This window comes from Ruegeria sp. R13_0, from assembly GCF_017743995.1.
Classification (GTDB): Bacteria; Pseudomonadota; Alphaproteobacteria; order Rhodobacterales; family Rhodobacteraceae; genus Ruegeria.
On the sequence record NZ_JAGHRB010000018.1, the window covers coordinates 49,511 to 65,742 of the forward strand.

A 16,232-nucleotide genomic window follows, 5' to 3' on the forward strand; every position below is an offset into this window, starting at 1 on the left:
GTCCGTGAGCAAGAACCGCATCCCATTCCTGCCACGGCAATCCTTGGCACAAACTCTCAATCTTCCTTTGGGTCTTCAAATGCCCTGACCTCCCCTTCAAGACCCAGTCACAACCGTTCGCTCTTATGACTTTGCAAACGACGGTCGTCTCGCGTGCTGGATAAATCTAACACATATGTAAGATCATGAATGAAGCACTCCATGTCAACTCTCTTCTCGAGTGTCTCGCATTTCAAACTGTCAACCGCTTGACAGAAACCGACTGCAACCCGCGCTAGTGTCCACGTCATCACTATCAAAGGGAGGACTACGAAGTGGTAAAGCGTAGAAAAACAAGGCTCAAGCATCTGGCCGAGAAGGTTGCAAAGGGCGAGCGCATCGTTGGGATGGAGTGTCATGACACCCCAAGTGCGATAATTGCAGAGGAACTTGGCATGGATCTTTTGTGCTGCGGAAGCCCCGGGCCAATGGGTTTGATGGGGCATAAATCTATGGCGACTGTAGATTTTGAAGAGCAGCTTTACATGCTGGAAGGGGTTCTTCGCGGTGCGTCCTCCCCATTCATTATCTGCAATATGCCCAATACGACCGCCTGCATCTCAATCGAAGAGTCGGTGCGCAATGCGGCCCGGGTCGTGAAGCTAGGCGCAGATGGCGTGCACATCGAGCCGTCCTTGGGAACCGTCGACCATATCCGCGCCATCGTTGCGGCGGGCATTCCGGTCGTTGGGCATTTTGGGGTGCAAGGAGAGCGCGCCGTCATGAACTCCGGCCACGCTCCTGCAGGCCGTACGGCAGAGGAAGCCGCAAGCATTCTGGAGCTTGTCAAAGCCTCCATTGATGCAGGGATTTTCGCCGCCTTGTTCGAACACACTTCAGTTGAGCTAACCAAGTGGTGCTACGAGAACTTGCCGGTTGCTGTTGCAAGTCTTGGCTCCGGTCCTCATGCGCACGGAATTTTTCATGTCTCAAGCGACATTATTGGCTGTTCGGTCTTCCCCATACCGCCAAAACGAGAGGTTTTCGGCGACGTGATGGGTGAGATGCGCAAAGCGTACACAACGTATTTTGAACGTGCTCACGGTGGCCAATTCCCGAACCCCGATTTGTCGCATCACATGCACGAAGGCGAAGCTGAGAAGATGGCAAGCCTGTTAAAGATGTGAGCTGCTCCGATGACCCATTGACCCCTTGGGAATTGTTGTCCTGGATATCTGGGTTGTCGGACCGGAACACGTTTTGCGTGGATTGCGGTGCCGGTACAACTGGCACCGCAAACTTCCTGGCCAAGACGTTTGATCGCTCAGTCGCACTAGATGTCAATCCTGTCTTGGGGCACTGTGCAAAGAACGTTGAAACATTCACAGGCAGCGCGAATAGTCTGCCTTTTGATACGGATAGTGTTGATCTTTTGATCTCAGTTCAGGCATTTCACCACTTCGACCACGAAAAACACTTATTAGAAGCACTTAAGGTAATACGACCAGGCGGCGTATTCGCTGCGCTGTGCTGGGGAGAGATGCAGATCCCCGATCCGGTCAGGGACGCCTATGCCTCGGTATTTGACGCCATCGCTCCATATTGGGAAACAGAGCGCGCCCGCGTATTGGCGGGCTACCCTGATCTTATACTCCCCGGTCAACGGATAGAATTGGCACTGGCGTACCGCAGTCATCGTGTCTCTCTGGATCAGTTCGAAGAAATCATCGCCGGCTGGTCCGGCCTACAATCCGCACTGCGCGCTGGTGTTGATTTGCCGGAGCCAAAAGAGGACGACCTGGATAAACTGGACACATCGTTCGAAGTGCGTTGGCCTTTAATTGGCAAGGTGTTCCGGGTGTAAGGTTAGCTATCGTGCCAGATCATTTGAGACAGATCTGTCTTGGCGTCGCTTTTCTCCATCGGGCAATCTGGGCAAGTTTTAGCCGAAGGCAGATTTTGACACCCACGGCATCCACGGATGATGCGCAACGTGCGCATAACTTCGTCCTCCAGTTCAAGCATTCTAGCTGCTTGGCCACGGAGTTCATCCGACAAGCTCTCCAGAATATCTGTTATTGCCGCACTCGACATGTCACCTGTTTCGAAGTCACGACGCTTAGTTGCGATCTCTTGAATGGTGGTCACCGGAATGTTGAGGTTGCGCATTCGATGCGCCAGCTTGGCGATTGTTAGCCCCGCCTCGGAGTAATACCTCGTTCCGCCTTCTGAGCGAATAGACGAGATTATCCCCATCTCTTCGTACCCTCGGATAGATCGCACGCTCAGACCTGACAGCTTTGCAAGCTCTCCAATCTTGTAAGATCTTTCACTATTGCTAGACGACATCAGTCTCTTCCACTCTTTGGTCAGTTAGTCAAAGCGATCTTGTCTCGCCCGCAACGCAGCAACCGCCCCATAAGTAGCAACGCAATAGGGTACTGCATAGGTCAGCAAGCACTTGAAGATATTTACGGATTCGCTGTTCATTAGCGCATCGCCCTGGTTGATAAGGTTGAGGGCGCTACCAACGATCAGCGAAACCTTCAACGATCGAACCACCGTTTCCCGCGCAAGCGCAACTTCCATCTTGTATTCCTCAAATATCTTACATCATTGTAAGATATATTGCGCTCGATGGAAACCTTCCGAGCGATCAGATCTACTGCCGCTCGTCAACGATTTCCAAGAGCTCAGAGCCCCGAGATGTCCACGAAGACCTTATAGTCAGCGATTTTCCCATCCCGCAGCCCAAGATGCGCAGCAAACGGCACTTCGTGTTCTGATTGATCCAAACGCGTGTAGTGCACAGTGCCGTCACAGATGGCCATGTCACCGCTCGACCAAATGCCGCTGATGGTATGGCGCATTTCCTTGATCGTCGCAAAGAACGCAGCATTGCTGTCTTTGACGGCCGCCCGTCCTGAAAGCGGCTCGAAATTTCCAAGTTGCAACTGCACGTCGTCGGTTACCTGTTCGACGACGCCTTCGGCGTTCATCTCGTCAACAGCGGTGTAGAGCGCGGCAATCAGTGATGTATGTTCGGACGCGTTTTGAGCCAGGATTTGCATTGGTCTTTCCTTTCGATGAAGTGCTTTTAGATTTCACGGGCATTCAGGGCAGTGGCGTGATCGTGGCCCTCGCCACAGATGATGGATTGAGAAATGGCCGTTGGTAATCGCCAGTCCGGCGAAGATGAGCAGAAGAGCCACGATGAAGGCTGGGGAGATCGCTTCTCCGAATGCGATTGCGCCGAATGTGATACCGGACAGGGTCGCGAAATATCCGACCTGAGAGAAGCCCACACCGTCGGTGCGCCGTTGCACCTCGAAGGTGAGCGCATAGCTGATCGCTGTGATCAGGCCGATCGTGCCGATCGCGGCGAAAGCACTGGGATCGATCGAGACACTGTCCACAAACTTTCCCGATAGGAGCAGAGCGGCACCGATCATAATCAATTGGAGAAACAGCGTTCCAGCCGCGAGTGGCATCGGGTCGGCACCTACGGGATAAACACGGCTGCGGAACACATTGCCTGACGCCAGAACAAGCGGGCCGCTCAGCGCCAGAATGATCCACACGGGCTCGATCCCAGATGTATCCAAGCCGCGAAGTGTGGCAAGGCTGATCCCCGCGAACCCGATAAGGAGTCCCAGGAGGCGATGAAGCGGCAGCATCCGGCGTTCAACCATCGCCGTGATCGCGAATGTGAACATTGGTGACAGTGTGACCAACGCCGAATAGAAGCCGGTCGTGATATGTCCTAGAACCAGGTATCCAATGAGTGCTGGAACGCTCACGCCAAGCAGCCCTGCCCCGAGGTAGTAAACCAGGAAGCGGGGTGCTGTTTGCGGAACGGTCCTGGTTGTAACAAGAACGCCTAACAAGGCGGCGCTGGCCGCGGCCACCTGCCAGAACAGCGCAAGATGTGGCGGCACGGCAGCGATGGCTACAAACTTGGACAAAGTGAAGCTCAGGCCGACAAGCAATCCAATGGCGATGATCAGAACGGTGGGTGAGGCAGATCGAACAAAATCGGGCATCACGCGCCCCCCTTAAGTGGAGCTGCTGCGAGGGCGTAGAGAGACATCGGTCCGATCGGAACGATCCCGTTCGGATTGATGTGCCGATGGCTCAGGAAATAGTGCTCGCGGATATGGGGCAGATCGATGGTTTCGGCCATCCCGGGGAGCGCAGCGATATCTGCCAAATAGCGCGAAAGTGCCGGATAATCGGCGATGCGCGCCCGATCGGTCTTGAAGTGAGTCACATAGACCGGATCGAACCGCAGAAGGGTGGGAAACAGCTTGAGGTCGACCTCCGTCAACGCGTCACCAGCGAGATATCGACGGTCAGTTAGAAGATCCTCGAGGACCTCCAGCGTGTTGAAGATGCCAATGACCGCTTCACAATAGGCGTCCTGGCCGGTTGCAAAACCGGCACGGTATACGCCGTTGCGAATGGGGTCCTGGATGAGATCAGCCATTCGGTCGATTTCCGGCCGGAGGTTCTCAGGATAAAGTTCTGGCCCTGATGCTTCAGAAAATACGGACCCGAACATCCGCATGATATCGGCGGAGTCCGTGCTGACGATCTTGCCGGTTTTGCGGTCAAGCAAGACGGGCACCGTGACCACACCAGTATAATCGGGCGCAGCCCGCTGGTAGACTTCATAAAGATATCGGTCGCGCGGCACGCCTTGCATCGGGTTGAAGACAGACTGATCGATGACCCACCCTTCCTCCGACATAATCGGGTCCATCCAGGTAATACTGATGATGTCGCGCAACCCTTTGATCGACAGAACAAGGTCGACGCCGTGGCACCAGGGACAGGCCTTGGACAGATAGAGATGGTAGCGGTTCGGTTCTGCCGGAAACTCGGCATTCGCGTCATTTTCAATCCGGCTTCGAAACCGGCTTGGCAGGCGAACAAAGCGGCCTTCAGCTTGCGGGGGCTTGTCTCGCAATATTCCATTGATCAGCATTTTTGACATCGTTTCCTCCGATCTTCGCGGTGTTGAAAGCGATGTAGGCGGTTTCCCATTGCGCGATAATTGGTTATCTTTTGTACATTAAGGTGAGAAAAAGTTGACCAAAGACGTGTAGATGACCGAAATCAGCGCTATTCCCGTCTTCGTGGCCGTGGCGGAAAACGGAAGTTTTGCCGCCGCCGCGCGCAAGCTCGGCATCACGAAATCCGCGGTCAGCAAGCGAATAGGAATACTTGAGGCCAATCTCGGAGCGCAGCTTTTCCATCGCTCGACACGCAGTATTTCCCTGACGGAAGCTGGAGAAATCTACCTGTCGCATGCCGTGCTTGCTCTGGGATCCGCGCAAGAAGCCGAAGACGCGGTTGCTGCACTACAAGGCGATCCTGTGGGACATCTGAAACTCAGCGTGCCGATGTCCTTCGGTCAGCTTCATGTTGCTCCAGCCGTCCCCGAGTTCCTGCAGCAGCACTCTGGCATCACGATGGAGTTGTCGATGGATGATCGTTTTGTTGATCTCGTCGAGTCCGGTATGGACGTAGCACTCCGCGCCGGCACACTTCCCGACTCCGCACTGATCGCTCGGAAGCTGGCCCCCATTCACAGCGTCCTTGTCGCCTCACCGGACTATTTGGACCGGGCTGGAAACCCTGTCCATCCTCAAGACCTGACAGACCATGAATGCCTGCACTACGCTTATTCGCGCGATCCGCTTGAATGGAAATTCATAAGCGAAGATGGTGAGATCGCTGTGAAGACCAAGGGAAAGTTTCGGGTCAACAACAGTGAGGCTCTGTGCACGACATTGATCGCCGGCCTCGGCATCGGTCGTCTTCCCACGTTCATCGCGGGCAAGCACTTGGCTTCTGGACGCCTTCGACGCGTGTTGTCCGATTTAGCTATGCCGGAACAGGCGCTCTATGCCGTGTTTCCGGAACGCCAACATATCCCGGCCAAAGTGCGCGCCTTTGTGGAGTTCTTCGCCAATCACTTGGGGAACGGTTTGCCATATTGGGATCGGGAGGCCGGGATTACCCCTACCCGGTAACCAGCCCCCGGACAAACATATCGATCGCTTCGCCGCGCATGGCTGCATGACGCTTTGCCGGGATACTGAACAACCCCTTGTGCAAGATCATTCCGTCGATCAGAGCGGCGATAACACGACCAAGCTTCTTTGCGTCTGCGTCTGCCCGAATTTGGTCACAATCCTGCAGGTGCTTGATCTGGCCCGTGTAGTGATCACCCAGTCTATCAAAGAAACCGGCGACCTTTGCACTGAACGCATTAGACGCGAAACTTGGTCCAAAAACTTCGAAGAACACGCGGACAAACTTCGCATGATCGTCGGGAATGTCCATGGTTTGAGACAGGCTATTGGCAAAATCGCTGAGGGTGTCCGGCATCTCTGCCCCAAAGAAGCGTTCCTCCATACCCTTGAAATGCCGCTCGACCATCGCGATGGCGATGGCTTCCTTATTCTTGAAGTAAAGGTAGAGCGTCCCCTTTCCTAACCCGGCGGCCTCGGCCACGTCGGCGATCGTGGCCGCGTGATAACCCTTCTTTGAATACACTTGCATGGCAGCATCGAGAATCCCGTGCTGCATCTCTTCTCGGTCAACGACCTTTGGCATTTTCCTACCTAAACTTCGGTTTTTTGCGGTTCTTGCATATTTATGACTGGACGTCCAGTCATTCAATATGTACATGACTGACCATCCAGTCATAAACGATTCGGAGAGACGAATTGGAACTCACAGCTGAACGCGACACCAAACAAGCCATGCTTTTTAGCTTCAAACGCACCTGCCCTCGATGCGGCAAAGGCCACATGTTCAATGGCTATCTGGCGGTCTCACCCGAATGCTCAAACTGCGGCCTCGATTTGAAGCATCAGCGTGCCGATGACGGCCCTGCTTACCTGACAATCGTCATTGTGGGGCACCTGCTCGTTCCGCTCTTTGTTCCAGCCTACAAAGCTTGGGATTTGCACCCGGCGGTGATGGCAACGGTTTTCTCAACCCTCGCGGTCGCGCTGTCGCTCATCCTCCCCCCCGCCTCAAAGGAGCTCTGATTGATTTTCAATGGGCCAAGCGATTGCACGGCTTCTAATTTTTTTGACCGAATGTCCAGTCATTAATGGAGGGATACATGACCTACTTTGACCAAACGCAACGACCTATCCCATCCAACAAAATCTCATGGGAGTATTCCGGCTCGACTGACCCGCTCGTCGGGAGCGGCGCAAATTCAGCCGAACGCCTTATGGGCTACGGAGGCGCAGGCATTGTCACGGCACTCTTGATCTGGATCGCCTACGCGAGCGGTGTACCAGCAAATTCTGCCTGGCAATGGGCCGTCTTGGTTTTCTTTGCCTATGACATCGGCGGCGGTGCTGTCGCGAATATGCTGAATTCGTGCAAGCGCTTCTACCATACGCCAGCCAAACCAGGTGAAGGTGCCTTCATTCGCGCCGCTAAGAACGTGCGGGTGTTCACCGCCATTCATGTCCACCCAATAGTCGCAGCAGCTCTTCTGGGCGGTTCGATTGGCAATGCTCTCATCTGGTACGCGCTGCTTCAGGTCGCTGTCTGGGTGGTTCTTGCAGCACCACTTTATCTGCGCAGACCGTTCGCGACCCTTTTGACGGTACTAGCATTGATTGCAGCCGAAGCGCTTCTGCCCATGGGCACCGGCCTCGAATGGTTCATTCCCTGCCTCTTCATCAAGATGGTCTTAGGTCACGCCGTTCAGGAAGAACCCTACGCCCCCTCTCAAACCTGAAATCAGTCCGCCAAAGGGAGTTGTGACATGAACACCTTCAAACTCACTACCTTAACGATGCTCATTCCACTTGGCTGGGCGGTATCTGTGGACGCCTATCCTGACCCCTTCAAAGAGATTGGCCCGGCTCGAGACTCTCTCCCCGAAGTTACATGCGGCATCACATCATCAAACCTCGAGCTCCAAAAGCGCGCACGGCAAAACCCAAACCATTTTCCCTCTGAACTCGACGCACTCTTTAGGCAGCACGACCTGTTCCGACATCCGGAGCCGCGCGACCTCCCAACGGACACCTGTGGGTTGGACCTAGACCAAATCGACCTCAACTGAACGCATTCCAAGGATACGATCCGATGACAAAACGCATCTATGTTCTCAACGGCCATCCAGGCGAAACATCTTTGTCCCGAAGCCTATCGCTTGCGTACGCAGAAGCTGCGCAAACCGCCGGTCACGAGGTTCGTGTGACCCACCTGCACGACCTCACCTTTGATAGCGACTTTGGCAATGGCGGCTACCAAAACACCAAGCCATTAGAGCCAGCTCTTGATCAGGTTCTCGAAGACCTTGCCTGGAGCGAACATGTCGTTCTGGCAACGCCCATGTGGTGGGGCGGTATTCCAGCCAAACTCAAGGGGCTCTTCGATCGCGTACTTCTTCCCGGCCGGACCTTCGACACGCGCAAGAAGAGCTTTGGGTTGCCGAGGCCCATGCTGAGCGGTCGGACTGCCCGGGTCCTTCTGACCTCGGACACAAAAAGCTGGTTGCTTCGCTTCGTCTACCACAACGCGATTCTAAACCAGCTGCGGTGCCAAATCTTCAGCTTTGTCGGCATCAAACCAACACGGTTCACACAGTTCGCCGATGCAAGTCACCCCAGTGACCGCACCGTAAGCCGCTGGCTCTCGGACGCACGCAGCCTTGGCACCAAAGCCGCATAACCCTCAACACATTTTGAAAGGACTGACAGATGAAAACCACGACCGTTCTTGTTGCAGGCGCTACCGGATATCTCGGGCGCCATATTGTAAAGCAATACATGTCCATGGGCTGGCACGTCCGCGCCCTCGTGCGAAGTGCTGACGCGGCGCGCAAATCTGGGCTCGACGCCACAGAGCTATTTGAAGGTGAGGCCACGAATCCTCTCACCTTTTGCGGCGCGATGGATGGTGTCAATCTGGTCATCACCACACTTGGCATCACACGGCAGCGCGATGGTCTCTCCTATTGGGATGTCGATTATCAAGCCAACGCCAACCTGCTTACCGATGCAGTTGCCGCGAAGGTCGAGCGTTTCGCCTATGTCCACGTGCTTAACGCTCACAAGATGCAGGACGTTCCGCTGGTCGCGGCAAAACAGGCCTTTGTGGATCGCTTACAAGCATCACCGATCAAATCGACCATCATCGCACCGTCTGGTTTCTTCTCGGACATGGGCGACTTTCTGAAGATGGCTGAATCGGGACGCGTGTTTCTGTTCGGATCCGGCGATCTTAAGCTAAACCCAATCGATGGCGCCGATCTGGCGGAAGTCATTGCGCGCGCAATTTGGGACGGGCGCGACTATGTGCCTGTCGGTGGCCCAGACGTTCTAACCCAAAAAGAATTAGCTGAAGCTGCGTTCACGGCCCTCGGCAAACCTGCGAAGATCACGCATCTCCCAGACCTCCTTCGTCGCGGTGCTCTCAAGGTGCTGCCATATGTGACGCCGCCCGCTGTGCACGGACCTGCTCTGTTCTTCCTGTCGGCACTGGGAATGGACATGGTTGGAAAGTCCTACGGCGAGAAGCATGTGGCAGAGCATTTTGCCGAGCAGGTGTCCGCGAGTTCAGCGACTCAGAGCCCGATTCAGTCGAAGCCTCTCAAGACAAGGGGGGTATCATGACTTTCATGGAGTCCGCCCACTATGGGTAGGGACCCGGTCAAGCGCCGGAGTGTTTGGTCCATCGAGATTCCGTGGCGTGTCTCACTTAGTTCTACCGTCGCTAGAGCAAAGATGGATCTATCACTGCAATTCTTTCTGCTTCTTCGCTATCTCCTAAAGCCAGAACAATACGTCAGATTGCGTCCCCAAGCGCATGGTTCAGTTTTGCCTGCCACTTTCGGCGGTATTCACTGGCGCTCAGCCCAACACGTTTCTTGAACGCTGTCCGAAACGCCGACGGCTCGGCGTAACCGACCTCGCCCGCGATCTCGTCGATAGACGTGTCAGAGGTCTCGAGAGCCTGCTTTGCCTCTTCGACACGCACGGTTTGCACGTAATCGCTTGGCGTCTGCCCTGTTGCAGCCCGAAAGCGACGCAGCAATGTGCGCTCGGTCATACCGGCCCTACGTGCCATTTCTTGTACCGGGTTGGAGTGCTCATAGTTGACTGCGATCCAGCTTTGCAGGTCACCGACCACGGCGTCCGAATGTTGTCGACTGGCAGACAAGGATGCAAAGCCCATCTGACCCTGGGAATGTGGCTCGATGAGATAGAGCTTGGCAATGCGACGAGCTTCCTCACATCCAACAAGATGCGCGATGAGGTAAAGGACAAGATCGGCCCAGGCAGAGGCTCCGCCAGCAGTCACAATCCGATGCCCGTCGCCAGCCGGTATCAAAACCCGCTCACGGCGAACACGCACTCCCTCAAATTCTTTGGCAAGCCGTTCCGAGTAAGCCCAGTGGGTTGTCGCATCAACGCCATTGAGTAGCCCACTCAATCCTAGCAGCAACGCACCGGAGCAAACTGAAGCCACAATACCACCCGCTTCATGCACTTGAGCGGCCCAATCCGCTATTGGCTTCAACTCCTCTGGAAGAGGCTTCCACGGGTCGAGATGCATGTCGGGCACGATGACAAGATCGGTTTGTGAAGGATTGGGCAGCACGGATTCCGGGGTAATCAAACGGCCGTTCAAATCGCGGTAGGCAGTGCCATCTGGGGTGCAAAGACGCGCCCGAAATGGGGATGGATACATCTGCTCGCCATGTAACATGGCCCAATCCCGGCCCACGGACGCAAGCACATCTAGAATAGCGTAAACGGTCGAAGTTCCGGCCCAAGGGAGACCTACCACAACTGTTTCGAATGACTTTGGCATTTATGATGTCCGATTTAAACCGTTTTTGTCGAAGTGAAGGCTAAACCGACTCGTCGGTATCATGCAACTGGTCTCTAGCTGAGCGCTTTTGCGCATTCAAATACGGAGACACAAATGAACGATCTTTCCTTGCCCGCCGACTTTGACGCTGAGCGTGCTGAAGCCTTCGCAGGTCAACTTGTCGGTACAATCACCAACGCTGCGACCTCGATCATGATTTCACTCGGCCACCGCGTCGGCCTATTCGATGCCATGGCGGCTCTACCTCCGAGCCGTTCTGAGGCCCTAGCTGCGTCCGCAGGTCTTTCCGAGCGCTACGTGCGGGAGTGGCTGGCTGTCATGGTGACCTCGCGCATCGTTGACTACCAGCCAAAGGCGCAAACCTACTCCCTCCCTTCTGAGCATGCCGCATTCCTGACGCGCACTGCCGCTCCAAACAACATAGCGGTAACCAGCCAGTTCGTCGGTGTGGCGGCTTCGGTTGAAGAGCAGATGATCGAGCGTTTTGTGAGCGGTGACGGACTTCACTACGACCACTTTCTACGCTTCCACGAAGTTATGGCGGAAGACAGCTACCAAACCACCGTCATGCCTCTGACCGACAATATCCTGCCCATTGTTCCAGGGCTGATCGAGCGCTTGGAAGACGGCATCGATGTTGTTGATGTCGCATGTGGCGGTGGTCGTGCCCTTCTCAAAATGGCCGACGCGTTTCCGAACAGCACATTCACTGGGATAGACCTTTGTGAGGATGCCTTTGCCGAGGCGCGGGTTCAGGCAATCAAGGATGGGATGGACAACCTGTCCTTCAAAACACTGGACCTGAGTACGGTTGCAACGCTTGGCGCGTTTGATCTCGTAACCGGCTTTGATGCCGTTCACGATCAAAAAGACCCGCTTGGTCTCGTGAAGACCATCCACAATTCGTTGAACGAAGGCGGCGTATTCCTGATGCAGGACATCGGCGGTTCTCGCGACCTCGTCACTAACATGGAAAACCCGCTCGCACCGCTGTTGTTCACCATCTCGCTGATGCACTGCACGCCGATTTCAATTGGCCAGGGTGGTCCGGGCCTTGGGACGATGTGGGGGGTTGAAACCGCTCAGGAGTTTCTCGCAGACGCAGGGTTTGCGGATGTGCAGATGCACCGGCTTCCTCATGATCAAGTCAACGCTTACTTCGTCGCCCGACGCTAGGATTGATCGATTCATCTGAGGAACATCTTATGATTACGCGCATTTTTCAGCGTCTCTTCGACGTGAGCAAGAAACCCATCGTCACAAATCTTCCAAGAAGCATCCAACGGGACATCGGCTTGATCGACGGTCTGTCCGAAGGGGTGTTGCACCGATCTCGATAGGACATGGGCAATGAAACATTTCGATAAACACACACTCATAATAGGGGCCGGTTTGACCGGCCTCGCCACGGCGCATGTCTTGCAGAACCGGGGTATCCCCGTAACCGTCTTGGATGCATCTGACCGCGTTGCCTGGAATTGGCAGCAGCGTCACCCGGCGCTTCGGCTGAATGTTCATCGCAAATTCGCTGCACTGCCCGGCAAACCGGCACCGCGCACGGACGGAGCGTATTTGAAGCGTGACACGCTTGTTCAATATCTGAAAGACTATGCATTTGATCTTCGGGATTGCATTGAGACCGGAGTTCTTGTGTCGGGCGTTGATCCGACATCCAATGGGTGGCGCGTGACGGCTGGCAGCCGCATCTTTGATGCCTCAAACGTGGTGATTGCCACTGGACGTGACCGAAGTCCTCATATTCCCAACTGGCGTGGTTTGCAGCGTTTCAAAGGAAAAGTCATCCATGCCGCCAACCTTGGCGACGTCTCCCAATATGATGGAAAGAAAGTCCTTGTTGTTGGTGCCGGCAACTCTGGCGGCGACGTCCTGAACCATCTCGCGCGGCACAAGCCCAAAGATGTTCGTATCTCTGTTCGCCATGGCCCTTCCATTGTACCGCAACGTGTCTTTGGTTTCCCGCTGCACCTCGCGGCCCATCTTTTTGCGGCCATGCCGCTTTGGATGGTTGATCCGGCCTTTGCATTGACCCAACGTTTGTTCTTTGGCGATCTGAGGAAGTATGGCCTGACGTCGCACTCAATGGGCGGGGGAACACGGTTGGCCACCGACGGCACCGCCTTCGCAATCGACGATGGCTTCGTGGCGGCGATCAAAAGTGGTCGGTTCAAGGTTGTCGGCGAAGTTACGGAGTTTTGGGATGACCGAGTCTCTTTTGATTGCTACCGCACATTTGAACCAGATGTTGTGATTTGCGCCACGGGCTACAAAACTGCATTGGAACCATTGCTTAGTCATCTGGGCGTTCTAAACGAGGTCGGCATTCCCAAGTATCCGACGGGTGAACATGTTCCGGGCTTGCCGGGGCTTTGGTTCAACGGCTTTAGGCCCGAGTTCCAGGGTTACTTCTATTCAGCCGCAAAAGGTGCCCAACGGATCGGAAACGGTATTCTGTCCGAGGCCGGGACGTCGGTACGCAATCAGCCTTCGCCTCAGGCCAAGCTTGTTGCATAGTCGCAAGCGATGGACGCGTTGGCGGTGAACGCGAAATCATCGCCGCCATCGCTCATTCGCTTTTCGAGGTAACAATATGACCCGGAACACTTTTTCTGAGAGCCTTATGTCCATGTCGGATGAGGTTTGGGAGCGTCATGCAAACCCCTGGAGCGGATGGAGCCGCATCACGATACCTCCGCTCTTTGTTGTTGCCATCTGGAGCCGCGTTTGGCTTGGGTGGTGGTCCCTTTTTCCTCTGGCGCTGGTTTGTTTTTGGACATGGTGGAATCCGCGCGCATTCCCAAAACCGAAAAGTCTCGACAATTGGATGTCCAAGGGCGTCTTGGGCGAACGCAAATGGATCGCCCGCAAAACCGACCCTATCCCAAAACGTCACAGTCGGATGCCCCATATTCTTGCAGCTGCTAGTGGTCTTGGTCTGATCCCACTCACATGGGGGCTCTGGGTCTTGGAGCCATGGCCAGTTGTTGCTGGCCTCATTGCGGTGATGGGCGGTAAGCTCTGGTTCTTGGACCGAATGGTCTGGCTTTTCGAGGACATGGTTGGGTTTGGCGCGACGCGCTAGCTATTCCTTTGGGTGAACATAGACCAGCGTTGGATCGTCATCGGGCGTTGGGGCACGCGCATCCAACACGCATCCGATCCGCTCAGCCAGTCGAATTGATGCCGCATTGTCCGGGTCAATGTAACTTACAGCCCGCGACCATTTCAGGTCTTCATAAGCATGAGTTCCAAGCGCGGTCACAGCCTCAGCAGCAAAACCTTGGCCCTCGTTTTCAGTCGACCAAATAGACCATGTGAGCTCTTTCTCGGGCCATCCGTTTGGATACCACGGACCAGCCATGCCAATCGCTTTTTGAGAGTCTTTGCGGCAGATCACAAAGGGCCCCGTTTGATGAAGCGCCCAATGCCCAAGAAATATTGCATAGACACGCCAGGCAAGATCGGTCTTGCCTTTGCCTCCACCGACGAACCGAGCGCGTTCTGAGGTAAAGAAGGTGGTCCAGCCAGCTAGGTCATCGGATTGCGGTTTGCGAAGGAACAGGCGTTCAGTTTCAATCATAGCGATCACTTCGATAAGTTCATTCATTCAGTCAAAAGCACCAGCCATCGTAGTTCGTAAGGTCGAGACCCGACACGGCTGATGTGTGTCAGTCAAACTTTGAAGCGGGCGTTCCAGGTTTTCACGCGCGCGGCATCTCGCTCCTCGTAGGCGCGCATCGCTTCAGACAGGCATTCAGGGCCAGATAAATTCCGAGCTTCGGCAAGTTCAGTCAACCGCATGGTGTACCAGGCCGTCACGCCGCCTTCCGGCGGATCTTGGAACCTTGGGAAAGTAAGGGCTTGTTTGTCGCCTTCGAGCCAACGGGTTGGGAGTGATGGATCAAGAACAAGCGCGCGCGCCAGCCCGATTAAATCGACACCCTCAGAAAGGGCATCCAAAGCCTGCTCGTAGGTCTTGAACCCACCTGTGAGCATCAGGGGCTTTGAAGTCAAACAGCGAGCGCGGCGTGCGAAGTCCATGAAGTACGGGCCTTTTCCGACGGCATCAGAAGCGGCCCGCGCACCGGGAAAATAAGTTCCGCCACTGATGTCGATGAGATCAAGGCTTGTTTCGTTCAGCGCGGCGATAACCTCTAGAGCGTCCTCTTCGCTGAGCCCACCTTGTAGCTGGTCTGAGGCGTTGAGCTTGATCCCGATAGGAAAACCTGGGCCAACTTGCTGGCGGACTTCGGAGATAACCTCGATAATCAGACGCATTCGGTTTTCGATGGGACCGCCATACTCATCCTCTCTTTTGTTGAAAAGCGGGGACAGGAATTGGCTGAGCAAGAACCCGTGCGCGGCGTGTATTTGAACCCCGCCAAACCCAGTCTGCTTAGCCAAAAGAGCTGTGCGGGCAAAGTCTGATGGGTATCGTTTGATCTCTTCCAGAGAAAGCGCACCACATTTCAGTGCCCCCACTTCAAGCGCGCTCGGGCCTTTTGGCGTACTGATTGGGGAATGCGCCATTGCGCCAGCATCACCAAGCTGAAGCCAAAGCTGTGCACTTTTGTTTGATCCCGCCGCGGCAAGGCGTCGAAACTGAGGCAGGTCTGCATCGTCCCTCAACACCAAGTTGCCCGGCTTCTCAGCTTTGCTGGGATTGCCTTGAACCTCACCAATGATCGCCAATGCCAGTCCACCATCGGCCCATTGCCTGTACAGGTTGATCTGTGGATCTGTTGGATTACCTCGCCCATCTCCGAGGGAGTCCGACATCGCGGACTTGGCAATTCGGTTCTTCAGCAACACGCCGCAAGGCAGCTCCAAATCGCTCGCCAAAAGTTGGTGACCGTGAATACTCATACCTGTGCCCGTTTATCCATCAGTGAAGAAAGTCGATCAATTGGATGGCTTTGTTGATAGAGACTCAACGCCTGTATCAGAAAGAACCGAGGTGAATCGGACAACTATGACGTTCCGGGATTAGGACACCAGGTTTGCTGCTGAAGATAGACGTAGGGTACCCGCTGCGAGGTGGACAGGGATTTCCCCAACAGCGTCATCCAGGTGCGTGCATTCCAAAACGTGCGCTGCGATCATCATAACAAGTGCACCGACACTGCCAATCGCCAGAGATCCGGAAACCGAAGGCATTGACGGTTCAGCCGTGACGCTGACAAGACCTGCGAGCGCTCCGTTTAGCATTGGCGGCACATAAATTTTTCCGGGTTCTGTCGCAAATTCTGCTCCCAACTGTCATTCCGGCTGCAGTTCTGATAGCGCGCGCTCGGCTATGACAGGAGCAAACCGTGACAATCTCATTTAAAGGCGCGCATTTTCCGAAGGACGTT

The 16,232-nt window shown here is 55.0% G+C and carries 20 protein-coding genes; 10 read left to right on the plus strand and 10 right to left on the minus strand.

Translation table 11 applies throughout. From position 1 onward, the window contains the following. Window positions 1-314 precede the first annotated feature (314 nt). Together J7394_RS19570 and J7394_RS19575 are read left to right on the plus strand one after the other, a co-directional pair. Window positions 315-1,166, plus strand: a complete 852-nt coding sequence (locus tag J7394_RS19570) for a 3-methyl-2-oxobutanoate hydroxymethyltransferase (RefSeq protein ID WP_209255587.1) — start codon at window positions 315-317, stop codon at window positions 1,164-1,166. A gap of 53 nt (window positions 1,167-1,219) precedes the next feature. Next, window positions 1,220-1,843 (plus strand): class I SAM-dependent methyltransferase, encoded by a 624-nt coding sequence (locus tag J7394_RS19575; protein ID WP_209255589.1) that lies wholly within the window; start codon window positions 1,220-1,222, stop codon window positions 1,841-1,843. 2 nt (window positions 1,844-1,845) lie between these two features. Here the strand turns inward: J7394_RS19575 and J7394_RS19580 are convergent, their stop codons facing one another. The 5 genes from J7394_RS19580 to J7394_RS19600 form a co-directional block, all read right to left on the minus strand. Further along, the gene (locus tag J7394_RS19580; RefSeq protein ID WP_209255591.1) at window positions 1,846-2,328 is read right to left on the minus strand and encodes a MerR family transcriptional regulator; all 483 of its coding nucleotides are present in this window, start codon (window positions 2,326-2,328) and stop codon (window positions 1,846-1,848) included. A 24-nt stretch (window positions 2,329-2,352) separates the two neighbouring features. Then, complete coding sequence (gene nrtS, locus J7394_RS19585) at window positions 2,353-2,568, minus strand: nitrate/nitrite transporter NrtS (RefSeq protein WP_209255593.1); 216 nt, start codon at window positions 2,566-2,568, stop codon at window positions 2,353-2,355. A gap of 104 nt (window positions 2,569-2,672) precedes the next feature. Continuing rightward, window positions 2,673-3,050: a nuclear transport factor 2 family protein gene (locus tag J7394_RS19590; RefSeq protein WP_209255595.1), complete on the minus strand. Its 378-nt coding sequence runs from the start codon at window positions 3,048-3,050 to the stop codon at window positions 2,673-2,675. A gap of 33 nt (window positions 3,051-3,083) precedes the next feature. Beyond that, complete coding sequence (locus J7394_RS19595) at window positions 3,084-4,022, minus strand: DMT family transporter (protein WP_209255597.1); 939 nt, start codon at window positions 4,020-4,022, stop codon at window positions 3,084-3,086. Next, window positions 4,022-4,975 carry a glutathione S-transferase family protein gene (locus tag J7394_RS19600; RefSeq protein ID WP_209255599.1) on the minus strand — a complete coding sequence of 318 codons (954 nt, stop codon included), beginning with the start codon at window positions 4,973-4,975 and terminating at the stop codon, window positions 4,022-4,024. The genes J7394_RS19595 and J7394_RS19600 overlap by 1 nt, the downstream gene beginning before the upstream one ends. A gap of 112 nt (window positions 4,976-5,087) precedes the next feature. Between J7394_RS19600 and J7394_RS19605 the strand changes: the two genes are divergently transcribed. Continuing rightward, on the plus strand, window positions 5,088-6,017 hold the full coding sequence (locus J7394_RS19605; protein WP_209255601.1) for a LysR family transcriptional regulator: 930 nt from the start codon (window positions 5,088-5,090) through the stop codon (window positions 6,015-6,017). Here J7394_RS19605 and J7394_RS19610 read toward each other — a convergent pair. Beyond that, window positions 6,007-6,678 (minus strand): TetR/AcrR family transcriptional regulator, encoded by a 672-nt coding sequence (locus tag J7394_RS19610; protein WP_209255603.1) that lies wholly within the window; start codon window positions 6,676-6,678, stop codon window positions 6,007-6,009. The two genes, J7394_RS19605 and J7394_RS19610, sit on opposite strands and share 11 nt — an antisense overlap. Before the next feature lie 38 nt (window positions 6,679-6,716). Between J7394_RS19610 and J7394_RS19615 the strand changes: the two genes are divergently transcribed. The 4 genes from J7394_RS19615 to J7394_RS19630 all read left to right on the plus strand — a co-directional run bounded on the left by J7394_RS19615 (window position 6,717) and on the right by J7394_RS19630 (window position 9,638). Further along, window positions 6,717-7,043, plus strand: coding sequence for a DUF983 domain-containing protein (locus J7394_RS19615; RefSeq protein WP_247748310.1), 327 nt, complete (start codon window positions 6,717-6,719; stop codon window positions 7,041-7,043). A 77-nt stretch (window positions 7,044-7,120) separates the two neighbouring features. Further along, window positions 7,121-7,753 carry a hypothetical protein gene (locus J7394_RS19620; protein ID WP_209255605.1) on the plus strand — a complete coding sequence of 211 codons (633 nt, stop codon included), beginning with the start codon at window positions 7,121-7,123 and terminating at the stop codon, window positions 7,751-7,753. A gap of 353 nt (window positions 7,754-8,106) precedes the next feature. Beyond that, window positions 8,107-8,694 carry an NAD(P)H-dependent oxidoreductase gene (locus J7394_RS19625; RefSeq protein WP_209255607.1) on the plus strand — a complete coding sequence of 196 codons (588 nt, stop codon included), beginning with the start codon at window positions 8,107-8,109 and terminating at the stop codon, window positions 8,692-8,694. 29 nt (window positions 8,695-8,723) lie between these two features. Then, complete coding sequence (locus tag J7394_RS19630; RefSeq protein WP_209255608.1) at window positions 8,724-9,638, plus strand: SDR family oxidoreductase; 915 nt, start codon at window positions 8,724-8,726, stop codon at window positions 9,636-9,638. Between the two features lie 172 nt (window positions 9,639-9,810). On the opposite strand, the gene J7394_RS19635 is transcribed toward J7394_RS19630, so the two are convergent. Further along, window positions 9,811-10,839 (minus strand): GlxA family transcriptional regulator, encoded by a 1,029-nt coding sequence (locus tag J7394_RS19635; protein ID WP_209255610.1) that lies wholly within the window; start codon window positions 10,837-10,839, stop codon window positions 9,811-9,813. Window positions 10,840-10,953: 114 nt separating this feature from the next. Here J7394_RS19635 and J7394_RS19640 point away from each other — a divergent pair, with 114 nt between their 5' ends. The 3 genes from J7394_RS19640 to J7394_RS23150 all read left to right on the plus strand — a co-directional run bounded on the left by J7394_RS19640 (window position 10,954) and on the right by J7394_RS23150 (window position 13,960). Then, window positions 10,954-12,036 carry a methyltransferase domain-containing protein gene (locus tag J7394_RS19640; RefSeq protein WP_209255612.1) on the plus strand — a complete coding sequence of 361 codons (1,083 nt, stop codon included), beginning with the start codon at window positions 10,954-10,956 and terminating at the stop codon, window positions 12,034-12,036. A 174-nt stretch (window positions 12,037-12,210) separates the two neighbouring features. Then, a complete protein-coding gene (locus J7394_RS19645; RefSeq protein ID WP_209255614.1) occupies window positions 12,211-13,392 on the plus strand; it encodes an NAD(P)/FAD-dependent oxidoreductase in 1,182 nt (393 codons plus the stop codon). A 112-nt stretch (window positions 13,393-13,504) separates the two neighbouring features. Then, complete coding sequence (locus J7394_RS23150) at window positions 13,505-13,960, plus strand: DUF6653 family protein (protein ID WP_371812094.1); 456 nt, start codon at window positions 13,505-13,507, stop codon at window positions 13,958-13,960. Here J7394_RS23150 and J7394_RS19655 read toward each other — a convergent pair whose 3' ends face one another. From J7394_RS19655 to J7394_RS23155, 3 genes are all read right to left on the minus strand, one after another. Then, a complete protein-coding gene (locus tag J7394_RS19655; RefSeq protein ID WP_247748312.1) occupies window positions 13,961-14,485 on the minus strand; it encodes a GNAT family N-acetyltransferase in 525 nt (174 codons plus the stop codon). 65 nt (window positions 14,486-14,550) lie between these two features. Then, window positions 14,551-15,690, minus strand: coding sequence for an oxidoreductase (locus tag J7394_RS19660; RefSeq protein ID WP_371812092.1), 1,140 nt, complete (start codon window positions 15,688-15,690; stop codon window positions 14,551-14,553). Window positions 15,691-15,864: 174 nt separating this feature from the next. Then, entirely contained in the window at window positions 15,865-16,134 is a 270-nt protein-coding gene (locus J7394_RS23155) for a hypothetical protein (RefSeq protein WP_209255618.1), read from the minus strand. Window positions 16,135-16,232: the final 98 nt, after the last annotated feature.

What these genes read in the sequence shown, in the direction of transcription:
- J7394_RS19580 (WP_209255591.1), bottom strand. Translation starts at nt 2,328, where the DNA reads ATGTCGTCTAGCAATAGTGAAAGATCTTACAAGATTGGAGAGCTTGCA.
- nrtS (WP_209255593.1), bottom strand. Translation starts at nt 2,568, where the DNA reads ATGGAAGTTGCGCTTGCGCGGGAAACGGTGGTTCGATCGTTGAAGGTT.
- J7394_RS19590 (WP_209255595.1), bottom strand. Translation starts at nt 3,050, where the DNA reads ATGCAAATCCTGGCTCAAAACGCGTCCGAACATACATCACTGATTGCC.
- J7394_RS19595 (WP_209255597.1), bottom strand. Translation starts at nt 4,022, where the DNA reads ATGCCCGATTTTGTTCGATCTGCCTCACCCACCGTTCTGATCATCGCC.
- J7394_RS19600 (WP_209255599.1), bottom strand. Translation starts at nt 4,975, where the DNA reads ATGTCAAAAATGCTGATCAATGGAATATTGCGAGACAAGCCCCCGCAA.
- J7394_RS19605 (WP_209255601.1), top strand. Translation starts at nt 5,088, where the DNA reads ATGACCGAAATCAGCGCTATTCCCGTCTTCGTGGCCGTGGCGGAAAAC.
- J7394_RS19610 (WP_209255603.1), bottom strand. Translation starts at nt 6,678, where the DNA reads ATGTACATATTGAATGACTGGACGTCCAGTCATAAATATGCAAGAACC.
- J7394_RS19620 (WP_209255605.1), top strand. Translation starts at nt 7,121, where the DNA reads ATGACCTACTTTGACCAAACGCAACGACCTATCCCATCCAACAAAATC.
- J7394_RS19625 (WP_209255607.1), top strand. Translation starts at nt 8,107, where the DNA reads ATGACAAAACGCATCTATGTTCTCAACGGCCATCCAGGCGAAACATCT.
- J7394_RS19630 (WP_209255608.1), top strand. Translation starts at nt 8,724, where the DNA reads ATGAAAACCACGACCGTTCTTGTTGCAGGCGCTACCGGATATCTCGGG.
- J7394_RS19635 (WP_209255610.1), bottom strand. Translation starts at nt 10,839, where the DNA reads ATGCCAAAGTCATTCGAAACAGTTGTGGTAGGTCTCCCTTGGGCCGGA.
- J7394_RS19640 (WP_209255612.1), top strand. Translation starts at nt 10,954, where the DNA reads ATGAACGATCTTTCCTTGCCCGCCGACTTTGACGCTGAGCGTGCTGAA.
- J7394_RS19645 (WP_209255614.1), top strand. Translation starts at nt 12,211, where the DNA reads ATGAAACATTTCGATAAACACACACTCATAATAGGGGCCGGTTTGACC.
- J7394_RS23150 (WP_371812094.1), top strand. Translation starts at nt 13,505, where the DNA reads ATGTCGGATGAGGTTTGGGAGCGTCATGCAAACCCCTGGAGCGGATGG.
- J7394_RS19655 (WP_247748312.1), bottom strand. Translation starts at nt 14,485, where the DNA reads ATGAATGAACTTATCGAAGTGATCGCTATGATTGAAACTGAACGCCTG.